Source organism: Micromonospora noduli, from assembly GCF_003264365.1.
Lineage (GTDB): Bacteria > Actinomycetota > Actinomycetes > Mycobacteriales > Micromonosporaceae > Micromonospora > Micromonospora noduli.
Genome location: NZ_PYAK01000099.1, coordinates 1 through 10,752 on the forward strand (window position 1 = coordinate 1; position 10,752 = coordinate 10,752).

The window sequence follows — 10,752 nt, forward strand, 5'->3', positions numbered from 1 at the left end:
CGCGGAGCGCCTCACGGACGGTGCGGCTCAGCCGGCCGGCGGCGGGTCGCCCGCGAGGCGCTCCGCGCGGGCGTTGAGGTAGCGCTGCTGCGCCAGGTTCGTCGAGCGGGCCGCCGCCATCCGGTACGCCTCCCGCGCCGCGAGCCGCTCGCCCTCAAGCTCCCACAGGTGGGCGCGGGCGGCCGGCAGTCGCGGGTCGTCGGCGAGACGCGGGTCGTCGGCCAGGTCGGCGAGCAGCGCCAACCCGGCCGACGCGCCTCGGCTCATGGCCACCGCCACCGCGTGGTTGAGCGCCACCACCGGGTTGTCGGACATCCCGAGGAGCACCTCGTACAGGGCGGTGATCTGCGCCCAGTCGGTGGCCGCCGCGCTGGGCGCCTCGTCGTGCACGGCCGCGATGGCCGCCTGGAGCTGGTACGCCCCGACCACCCCGCGTGGCAGCGCCCCGGTGATCAGCTCGACGCCCTCGGTGATCTGGTCGGCGCGCCACCGGGAGCGGTCCTGCTCGGCCATCGGCACCAGCTCACCGTGCGGGCCGATCCGTGCCGGAGCGCGGGCGTCGGTGAGCAGCATCAACGCGAGCAGTCCGGTGACCTCGGGGTCCTCGGGCACCAGCTGGCGCACCAGCCGGGTCAGCCGGATCGCCTCGGCGGTCAGGTCGGCGCGCAGCAACCCGGGCCCGGCGGTGCGGGCGTACCCCTCGGTGAAGATCAGGTAGAGCACGTGCAGCACGGCGGCGAGCCGGTCGGCGCGCTCCGCGCCGGTGGGCGGCGCGAACCGCAGCCCGCTGTCACGGATCCGCTGCTTGCCCCGACTGATCCGCCGGGTCATCGTCGCCTCCGGCACCAGGAACGCGCGCGCCACCTCGGCGGTGCTCAGCCCGCCCACGGCCCGCAGGGTGAGCGCGATCTGCGACGCCGCCGACAGCGCCGGGTGGCAGCACAGGAACAACAGGATGAGCGTGTCGTCGGCGTCCGCCGGCGGACGGTCGGCGGCGGGGGCGCGCCACTGCTCCGGCAGCACCCACCGGGCCACCGTGTCCTCCCGCCGCATCCGGGCCTGCTCGCGACGCAGCAGGTCGGTCAGCCGACGGGACGCCACGGTGATCAGCCAGCCACGCGGATTGTCCGGTACGCCGTCGCGCGGCCAACCGTGCGCGGCGGCGATCAGCGCCTCCTGCACCGCGTCCTCGGCCGTGTCGAAGTGCCCGTAGCGGCGGACCAGCGCGCCGAGGACCTGCGGCGCCAGCTCGCGCAGCAGATCCTCGGCGGGAGTCTCCGGCACCGGGTCAGCCGGCCAGGTCCTCGACACCGTCGAGCACCGGCCGCACGTCCACGTACCCACCGGGGGCGTCCGGGTCGACCAGGCCGGCGGCGATCTCGGTGGCCCGGTCGAAGCTGGCGCACTCCACGATGGTGTAACCGGCGAGGACCTCCTGCGTCTCCGGGTACGGGCCGTCGGTGATCACGGGTGCCCCCTCGCGCACCTGCACCCGGCGGGCGTGCACCGGCTCGCTCAGGCCCCGGGCGTCGACCAACTCCCCGGACTCGGCCAGCGTCTGGTGGAAGGTCTCCATGTGCTGGTGCATCGCCGCGATCTGCTCGGCCGACATCGCCGGCCGGTCAGAGGCCCGCCCGGACAGCACGTCGTAGTCCTGCTGCGACCCGTAGAGCAAAATCATGTACTTCATGGTTCTTCCCCTCCTCCTGCGAGGACACCACCCCGGCGCCTCACAGGAAACGTCGAACCCCATCCCCCCACCCGGACACCCACCACCCCGGGTCTGCCTCCACCCGAACCGGTGATCATGAAGTTAGCGTCACGACACGCCGAGTGGGATGACGCCAACTCCATGATCACTGGGGTTCAGGGGTGGTGGGTGGGGCCTAGGTTGGCGGGATGACTGTGGTGTGGGTCTTGGTGGGGGTTTTTGTCGTCGTGGCGGGGGTGGCGTTTGGCGTTGTGGTGCGGCGGGGGCGGGTCGGTGAGGTTGGGGGCGACGAACCTCGGGCCGGGCGGGACGCTCGGGCGCGGCAGCAGCGGTACGAGGCCGAGCGGCACGGTGACCAGGGTGACACGTGGCAGCGCGGTCGGGATTCGGGCGGTTGAGCGACCCTACTGGCCGTACGAGCGGCGCAGCCGGTGGTTGACCAGGTAGTGCGTGAACCGTCCGGCCGTGCCGCGCGTGAAACCGGTGACGGGCGTTTCGGTCCTGTCGTCGGGGTACTACCAGCCTGAGCACCGATGTCTGGGGAGGCACAGTGGGGGCACGGTTCGGACGCGACGCGCGGGGCCCGTTGGCGGGCCTGCTGGTCGCCGCCCTGGTCTCCCTCGCCTGCGCAGGCGGTGGCCTCGCCGAGCCGGAGGCCGAGCGCCCCGGGGCGAACCAGTCGGCAGCGTCACCGGGACCGAGAACCACCCGGGCCGACAGCACCACCAGCGTCGCCGAGTTCGAGCAGGACGTCGCCGACGCACAGGACGTCGCCGAGCGGTACTGGGCGGCCCAGTTCAAGGAATCCGGGCAGCGGTTCCGACCGATCCGGCGGATCATCCCGTACCAGCGCGACGGCGAGGTGTCCTGCGGCGGTCAGGCGTTGCCCCGCAACAACGCCGTCTACTGCTCGCAGGGCGACTTCATCGCGTACGACGTCGCCTGGTCGGTGGCGGCGTTCCGCCAGGTCGGCGACGCGTTCGTGTTCTACCTGCTCGGGCACGAGTACGCGCACGCCATCCAGGTGCGGCTCGGCATCAACTACAGCTTCACCATCCAGCAGGAGTTGCAGGCCGACTGCATGGCCGGGGCGTACCTCGGCGACTCGGTGCGCTCGGAGGCCCTGACCCTCGCCGAGGGCGACCTGGACGAGTTCCGGGAGGGGGTGGCGGCGGTCGGCGACGACCCGGACCAGCCGTGGTTCGCGGAAGGGGCGCACGGCACCGCCGAGCAGCGCACCGACATGTTCTTCCGGGGTTACGAGGGTTCCCTGAAGGAGTGCGACCTGGGCTGAACTGGGTTGCCCGGATCACCCTGGCGCCCGTTGCCGCCACCGGCCCCGGGGGGTGCTGGCAGGATCGCCGGTGTCGGTCACGACCCTGGAGGTTCCGCTGAGCAGCCATCACCCCGCCGCTGTGCTCTTCGACATGGACGGCACGTTGGTCGACAGCGAGAAGCTGTGGGACGTCGCGTTGCAGGAACTCGCGAAGGAGTACGGCGGGGAACTCTCCGTCGACGCCCGCCAGTCGATCATTGGCACCGCCATGGCCGAGTCGATGCGCATCCTGCACGACGACCTGGGGCAGCCCGAACGGGATCCGGAGATCAGCGCGGCGTGGATCAACGCCCGGATCCTGGATCTGTTCCGCACCGGTCTGCGCTGGCGGCCGGGCGCGTTCGACCTGTTGCGCGCGGTCCGCGTTGCGGGCATCCCCACCGCGCTGGTCACCTCCAGCCCTCGGGCGCTGGTCGAGATCGCCCTGGACACCCTCGGTCGGGACAACTTCGACACGGTGGTCGCCGGCGACGAGGTGGTGGCGGCCAAGCCGCACCCCGAGCCGTACCTGACCGCGGCCCGGCTGCTGGGTGTGCCGATCGAGCGTTGTGTGGCGATCGAGGACTCACCGACCGGGGTGGCCAGCGCGCTCGCCTCGGGCGCGGCGGTGCTGGCCGTACCGGCGGAGGTGGCGTTGCCGAGCACTGTCGGCGTACACCAGGTGGAGAGCCTGACCGGCGTGGACCTGGCGCTGCTCGCGGCGCTGCTGACCGATCGGGCCGCGGCGACCGGCTGACCCGCCCGGCGCCGGTCGCTGGCGCTCGGCTGTCGCGACCGGCCTCGTTCAGCGACGCTCGGCGAAGACCGCGGCGACCACCTGGTAGCTGTCGAAGGCCCGAGCGGCCCCCGCGTACGCGGCCAGGTGGATGAACAGCTCGACGATCTCCTCCCTGGTCACGCCCGAGGTCAGCGCGATGCGCAGCTGCCCGCGCAGCGGCTCGTGGGTGCCGAGGGCGGCGGCGATCGCCACCGAGACCAGGCACCGGCTGCGCAGGTCCAGGCCCTCGCGGGGCCAGGCCGCGCCGAAGGTCTGCTCTGTGGCGAGTCGACGGAAGTCGTGCCCCACCGGCGGCTCGCCCTCGCCGAGCGGTAGGACCAACGGCTGGCCGAGTAGCCGCTCGGCGTTGTCGAGTGCCCGCTGGTACGGGTCCTGATCGGTCATGTCACCAGTCCCGGCTCTCCGGCCGCCCGTTGGCGGGGCGGGCCGGCGCCCTGCCGGCAGCACCAGCCTGGCAGTCGCGTACGGGTGGCCGAGGGGGAATGGGACAGGCCGAGGCCCCCGGTCGCGCGGATGGCGACCGGGGGCCTCGGCAGTGCCGATCAGTCGTGGGCGATGGCGCCCAGGACGTTGATCCGGGCCGCCCGGACGGCCGGGAGCACCGCGGCCACCACGCCGATGATGGCGGCGAGACCGAGGAAGACACCCATCTGCCCCCACGGCAGGATCAGGTCGGTGATGCCCTCGTCCTTGAGGGCCTCGACCACCGCGGCGCCGAGGCCGGTGCCCACCACCACCCCGAGCAGCGCGCCGAACACCGAGATCACCACCGCCTCCACGGTGATCATGCCCATGGTCTGGGACCGGCGCAGGCCGATCGCCCGCAGCAGACCCAGCTCGCGGGTCCGCTCCAGCACCGACAGGGCCAGGGTGTTGATGATGCCCAGCACCGCGATCACGATGGCCAACGCGAGCAGGATCTGGATCATCGTGAGCAGCCCGTCGAGCGAACTGGTCTGCTGCTTGATGAACGCGTCCCGGTCGGCCACCGACACCTCGGGGCTGTCCGCGAGCAACGCCTCCACCTGCGGCTGGACGTCGGACACCCGGGTGCCCGGGTCCAGCTGGATGAAGCCCTGGATGGGCTGCGGGATGGCGAAGTCCTTCGCCGCGGTCACCGGCAGCGTCACCGGGTTGGTCAGCTGCGACGACTCGTAGATGCCGCTGATCGTGTAGGTGCGTGCCTCGCCCCGGGTCAGCTGCACGTTGACAGTGGAGCCCACCGACCAGCCACGGGACGTGGCCGTGTCCGAGCTGGCGAGCATCTGCGTCGGCCCGAGCCGGTCGATGTCACCGGCGGTGGGCTTCGCTCCGAAGATCTGCCGCAGCGACGCGACGTCGCTGCTCGCCGCGACCCAGGTGCCCTCGCCGTCGATGCGCGCCATGTCGCCGTACTCGCCGTCGACCAACCGCACACCGGGCAGGGCCTTGGCCTGGTCCAGCACACCCGGGTCGAAGGTCGGCGGACGCGGGCCGCCCTGCTGACCGGCGATCACCAGCTCGGCCTTGATGGTGTCCTGGGCGAGCGCGCTGATGCTGCCCTTGGCCGAGTCGAGGATGACCGTGACACCGGTGACCAGCGCGATGCCGACCATCAGCGCGGCGGCCGTGATCGCCGTACGACGGGGGTTGCGCCCCGAGTTGAGCCGGCCCAGCTTGCCCGGCACCGACCAGGAGAAGATCGCCCCGAGCAGGCTCACCACCGGCCGGCTGATCAGCGGAGTCAGCAGCGCCACCCCGATGAAGGCGAACAGCACCCCACCGAGGATGGTCGACAGCGTCTGACCACCGGCGTTGCCGCTGAGCCCGAGGAACAGCAGCACCGCGCCGATGCCGGTGACCAGCGACCCGGCCACGGTGATCTTGGTCAACGGCCGGTCCGGGGTGGCCACGTCCTGCATGGCCGCGATCGGCGGGATCCGGGACGCCCGCAGCGCCGGCAGCAGCGCCGCCACCACGGTGATCACCAGACCGACGGCGAACGAACCGATCACCGCAGCCGCCGGCACGCCGATGCCGGCCAGGGTGAGCCCACCGGCGAGCTTGCCGAACAGGTACGCCAGCAGCGCGCCCACCCCGATACCGGCGGCGAGGCCGAGCACCGACGCGATCAACCCCACCGCGATGGCCTCCAGCACCACCGAACCGATGATCTGCCGGCCGCTGGCCCCGATGGCGCGCATCAGCGCCAACTCCCGGGTCCGCTGCGCCACGATGATCGAGAAGGTGTTGAGGATCAGGAAGGTGCCCACCAGCAGCGCCACCGCGGCGAAGCCGAGCAGGATCTTGTTGAAGAAGGACAGGCCCTCCTTCAGGCTGGCCGAGGCGTCCGCGGCCACCTGCTCGCCGGTCTTCACCTCGAAGTCCGCGCCCAGGGTGCGCGCCACGTCGTCGCGCAGCTTCTCGTCCGAGACCCCGTCGGCGGCCTGCACGGTGATGCTGCTGAACACGTCCGGCTCGCCCAGCATCAGCCGCTGCGCCACCGGAGTGGTGAAGAAGACCTCGTTGACCCCGCCGATCGAGTCCCGGTCACCGCTGTAACCGAAGACGCCGACCAGTGTGAAATCCCGCTTCTTCGACTCGAACGCGGTCAGCACGCCGACCTTCTGGCCGACCTGCACCTTCGCGGCCGTGGCCAACGCCTTGTTGATGACGATCTCGTCCTCGGCCTGCGGCGCGCGCCCCTCACGCAGCTTCAGCAGCTCGCTCTCGCCGGTCCAGTTCTCGCCCAACTGCGGCGGGCCGAACGAGGTGACGACCTTGCCGTTGCTGCCGATCACCCGGGCGCCGTCGGCGTTGACCACACCGGTCGCCGAGGCCGCCCCCGGCACCTGCTTCACCCGGTCCACCAGGGCGGCCGGCAGCGGGGCGACGGTCTGCTCGCCCTCCATCTCGTTGACCTGCACCTTCGGCTTCGCCGCGACGTTCACGTCGATCTCGGAGAAACCGTCGGCGAAGACCGAGTCGAAGGAGCGACCCAGCGTGTCGGTGAGCACGAACGCCCCGGAGACGAACATCACCCCGAGCACCACCGCCAGGCCGGACAGGATCAGCCGGACCTTACGGGCCAGCAGACTCTTCAGCGTCGCGCGGAACATCAGTTGCCCACCTCGGCCGCAGTGTCCAGCTTCTTCATGGTGTCCAGCACCGTCTCGGCGGTCGGCTCGATCAGCTCCGAGACGATCTCGCCGTCGGCGAGGAAGACCACCCGGTCGGCGTACGCGGCGGCCGTCGGGTCGTGAGTGACCATCACGATGGTCTGGCCGTGCTCCCGGACCGAGTTACGCAGGAAGTTGAGCACCTCCGCGCCGGAGCGCGAGTCCAGGTTGCCGGTCGGCTCGTCCGCGAAGATCACCTCGGGGCGGGAGACCAGCGCCCGGGCGCACGCCACCCGCTGCTGCTGCCCACCGGAGAGCTGCGCCGGCCGGTGGTCCAGCCGGTCCTTCAGACCCACCGTCTCGATCACCGTGTCGTACCAGGCCGGGTCCGGCTTGCGCCCGGCGATCGACAGCGGCAGCAGGATGTTCTCCTTGGCCGTCAACGTCGGCAGCAGGTTGAACTGCTGGAAGATGAAGCCCACCTTGTCGCGCCGCAGCTTCGTCAGCCCCGCGTCGCCCAGCCCCGTGACCGTCGTCTCACCGATCGACACCGTCCCCCGGGTCACCGAGTCCAGGCCGGCCAGGCAGTGCATCAGCGTCGACTTACCGGAACCCGACGGGCCCATGATCGCGGTGAAGCGGCCACGTTCGAATTCCGCGCTGACCCCCCGCAGCGCGACGACCTGAGCCTCGCCGCTGCCGTACACCTTCCACACGTCGTTCGCCCGGGCCGCGGCCTGCGCCTGCTGGCCTACCGTCGCGGTCACGTCATCTACCTCTTCCGTCTGTCCGAAAATGCACGCCGCCCCCCGATGGTCCGGCGCGACTGTTCAATCATCGGTGCTGGTTACGCCCGTCCCGTCCGACCCTGGGGGGACCCGGCGCGGATTTCCCGCTGCGGGTGCACCCCCATGTCGGATCAGGGTTGCCCCTGAGTCGACGGCCGGTCGACCGTTTTTCCCCACGGCGGCGGGCAGCCGCACCGACACTTGCACCTGACGCCACAGGAGGGTCAACCGAACCGGGCCATCTCCGGTCACGGTAGGTGACGACGGCAACGGCAGCCGTCCCCCCACGGAGGGATCTTCGAGTACGCCGGGTGAGGTACCCGGGCCGGTCCGACTACGCCCGGGGGCGGACCAGACCCGACTCGTACGCGAGCACCACCGCCTGCACCCGGTCGCGCAGCCGCAGCTTGGTCAGCACATGCCCGACGTGCGTCTTGATTGTGGTTTCGCTCACCGACAGGACCGTCGCGATCTCGGCGTTGGACAGCCCCCGGGCAACCTGCACGAGCACCTCGCGCTCCCGGTCGGTGAGCGCGTTGAGCGCCGCCGACGGCGTCGCCGCCGGGTCGGGCAGCAGTTCGGCGAAGCGGTCCAGCAGTCGCCGCAGGATCCGAGGTGCCACCACCGCGTCCCCGCCGGCGACAGTGCGGATCGCCGCGATCAGATCCTCGGCTGGCACGTCCTTTGCCAGGAACCCGCTCGCGCCGGCCCGCAACGCGCCCACCACGTACTCGTCCAGGTCGAAGGTGGTGAGCACCAGCACCCGTACCGGCAGTCGGGCGTCGACGATGGCCCGGGTCGCCGCCACCCCGTCCATCCGGGGCATCCGGATGTCCATCAGTACGACGTCGGGCAGCAGCCGGCGGGACAACTCCACCGCCTCCACGCCGTCACCGGCCTCCGCCACCACGTCCAGGTCGCTCTCGGCGCCCAGCACCATCCGGAACCCGGTCCGCAGCAGCGGCTGGTCGTCGGCGAGCAGGATCCGCACCGGCCGCGCCGAGGGCGCCTGATCGCTCATCTCGTCTCCCGTCCCGCCGGCGTCGTGGCGCGCACCGGTCATCCTCGCGTACCGGAGCCGGTGCGTCGCGGATCACCGTAGAGGCCGGCCGGTCGCCCTGTCCCGACCGAGGCGGCACCGCTGCGGTCGGGTCTTCGGCGTCGGCGTGCGGCAGGCGATCCCGGCGGCCTGAATCGCCGCGCCGGGCGTACGCGTCGCTCAGGCGGCCGTCACTCGTCGGCGCCCGGCGCCACCGGGGTGGACCGGGAGTCGCGCAGCGGGTCGGCGCTCGCCGCGGCCACCGGGAACGGCGGCGGGGTGCCGCCGAAGCTGGGACAGAGCGCCTGGTGGCTGCACCAGTCGCAGAGCCGGCTCGGCCGGGGCCGGAAATCCTGTCGGGCGGTGGCCTGCTCGATCGCCCGCCACAGCGCCACCACTGTGCGCTCGAAACGGACCAGCTCGTCGGCGTCGGGGGTGTAGTCCAACACCTCGGCGTCACGCAGGTAGAGCAGCCGCAGCACCCGGGGCACGACCCCCCGGGTGCGCCACAGCACCAGGGCGTAGAACTTCAGCTGGAACAGCGCCCGCGCCTCGAACGCCTCCCGCGGAGCACCGCCGGTCTTGTAGTCGACCACCCGCAGCGCGCCGTCCGGAGCGACGTCGAGCCGGTCGAGGTAGCCCCGGATCAGCAGCTCCTCGTCGACGACCGCGGAGATCAGGCTCTCGCGTTCGGCCGGCTCCAGCCGGGTCGGATCCTCCACCGCGAAGTAACCCTGCAACAGCCCGGCGGCGGAGCGGAGGAACTCCACCGGGCCGGCCGGCTCCGCGCCGTCGAAGATCCCGGCCAGCTCCGGCTGCTCGGTGACCAGCCGGTCCCACTGGGGAGCCACCAGGTCGCCGGCCGCCTCCGGCGTGCGGCCGGTGGCTGGCAGGTCGAACAGGCGCTCCAGCACCGCGTGCACCAACGTGCCCCGGGCCTGCTCGATGGTGGTGCGCTCGGGCAGCCGGTCGATGCTGCGGAACCGGTAGAGCAGCGGGCAGGTCTTGAAATCCGCCGCCCGCGACGGGGACAGCGAGGCCCGCACCGTCGGCGGCGTCTGCGCCGCGGGGGAGGGCTGGGAGCTGGTGACCGATTCCGCCGTCATGTCGGCAAAGGTTAGGGCACCGGTGTGACACCGACCGCCGCCCGCCCCACACAGCGACGGTCCGTAGCATCGTGGCGATGGAGCAGACAACCAGGCCGCCGCGCCGACCGGACCGACGCCTCGGCCTGAACGTCGGCAAGGTGTTCGGGGTGCCGCTGCACCTCAACGGCTCCATGGTCCTGCTCGCGGTGCTCATCGCGGTGCTGTACGGCGAGTTCGCCCGCCGTCAACTGGACCTGCCGCAGCTCAGCGGCTACCTGATCGGCTTCGGGTTCGTCGTGTCGCTGCTCGGCTCGGTGCTGCTGCACGAGCTGGGCCACGCCCTCACCGCCCGGCGGTACGGCATCGGTGTGCGCGGGATCACCCTGGAGCTGCTCGGCGGTTACACCGAGATGGACCGGGACGCCCCGTCGCCCCGCGTCGACCTGTTCGTCTCGCTGGCCGGCCCGGCGGTCTCCGCGGTGCTCGGCGTCCTGGCGGTCACCGCCACGCTCGCACTGCCCGAGGGGACCGTGGCGCACCAGCTCGCCTTCCAGCTCGCGGTCAGCAACGTCATCGTGGCGGTGTTCAACAGCCTGCCCGGGCTGCCGCTCGACGGCGGCCGGGCGCTGCGCGCCGCTGTGTGGGGGCTGACCCGCGACCGGCACCTCGGCACCGAGGTCGCCGGGTGGGCCGGCCGGGTCGTCGCCGTCGGCACCGCGGCCCTGGTCCTGCTGCTCACCGTCGAGCGGCGGCTGGCGCCGCTGGCGCTGCCGCTGATGCTGCTGGTCGCCGTCACCCTCTGGCGTGGCGCCGGGCAGTCGATCCGGGCCGCCCGGGTCAGCCGCCGGTTCCCGCTGATCGACCTCGCCCGGCTGGCCCGGCCGGTGTGGCCGGTGGCCACCGGCACGCCGCTG

The 10,752-nt window shown here is 72.1% G+C and carries 10 protein-coding genes; 3 read left to right on the top strand and 7 right to left on the bottom strand.

Annotated elements, in window-relative coordinates; translation table 11 throughout:
• Positions 1-27: 27 nt before the first annotated feature.
• A complete protein-coding gene (locus GUI43_RS32200) occupies positions 28-1,284 on the bottom strand; it encodes an RNA polymerase sigma factor (RefSeq protein WP_112700569.1) in 1,257 nt (418 codons plus the stop codon).
• Positions 1,285-1,288: 4 nt separating this feature from the next.
• The gene (locus GUI43_RS32205) at positions 1,289-1,690 is read right to left on the bottom strand and encodes a YciI family protein (RefSeq protein ID WP_112587347.1); all 402 of its coding nucleotides are present in this window, start codon (positions 1,688-1,690) and stop codon (positions 1,289-1,291) included.
• Positions 1,691-2,261: 571 nt separating this feature from the next.
• On the opposite strand from GUI43_RS32205, the gene GUI43_RS32215 reads away from it, so the two are divergent.
• Positions 2,262-3,005 (top strand): neutral zinc metallopeptidase, encoded by a 744-nt coding sequence (locus GUI43_RS32215; RefSeq protein WP_112587343.1) that lies wholly within the window; start codon positions 2,262-2,264, stop codon positions 3,003-3,005.
• Positions 3,006-3,126: 121 nt separating this feature from the next.
• A complete protein-coding gene (locus GUI43_RS32220) occupies positions 3,127-3,783 on the top strand; it encodes an HAD family hydrolase (protein WP_112700579.1) in 657 nt (218 codons plus the stop codon).
• Between the two features lie 48 nt (positions 3,784-3,831).
• Here the strand turns inward: GUI43_RS32220 and GUI43_RS32225 are convergent, their stop codons facing one another.
• The 5 genes from GUI43_RS32225 to GUI43_RS32245 form a co-directional block, all read right to left on the bottom strand.
• Positions 3,832-4,209, bottom strand: a complete 378-nt coding sequence (locus tag GUI43_RS32225) for a carboxymuconolactone decarboxylase family protein (protein ID WP_112587341.1) — start codon at positions 4,207-4,209, stop codon at positions 3,832-3,834.
• Positions 4,210-4,367: 158 nt separating this feature from the next.
• Positions 4,368-6,923: an ABC transporter permease gene (locus GUI43_RS32230; protein ID WP_112700573.1), complete on the bottom strand. Its 2,556-nt coding sequence runs from the start codon at positions 6,921-6,923 to the stop codon at positions 4,368-4,370.
• On the bottom strand, positions 6,923-7,690 hold the full coding sequence (locus tag GUI43_RS32235) for an ABC transporter ATP-binding protein (protein WP_091408615.1): 768 nt from the start codon (positions 7,688-7,690) through the stop codon (positions 6,923-6,925). The genes GUI43_RS32230 and GUI43_RS32235 overlap by 1 nt, the downstream gene beginning before the upstream one ends.
• Before the next feature lie 355 nt (positions 7,691-8,045).
• Complete coding sequence (locus tag GUI43_RS32240; protein WP_112700581.1) at positions 8,046-8,732, bottom strand: response regulator; 687 nt, start codon at positions 8,730-8,732, stop codon at positions 8,046-8,048.
• Positions 8,733-8,941: 209 nt separating this feature from the next.
• Positions 8,942-9,856, bottom strand: a complete 915-nt coding sequence (locus tag GUI43_RS32245; protein WP_112700575.1) for a RecB family exonuclease — start codon at positions 9,854-9,856, stop codon at positions 8,942-8,944.
• A 140-nt stretch (positions 9,857-9,996) separates the two neighbouring features.
• On the opposite strand from GUI43_RS32245, the gene GUI43_RS32250 reads away from it, so the two are divergent.
• Positions 9,997-10,752: M50 family metallopeptidase (locus GUI43_RS32250; protein WP_428842240.1), on the top strand; the 756-nt coding region annotated here is incomplete at its 3' end.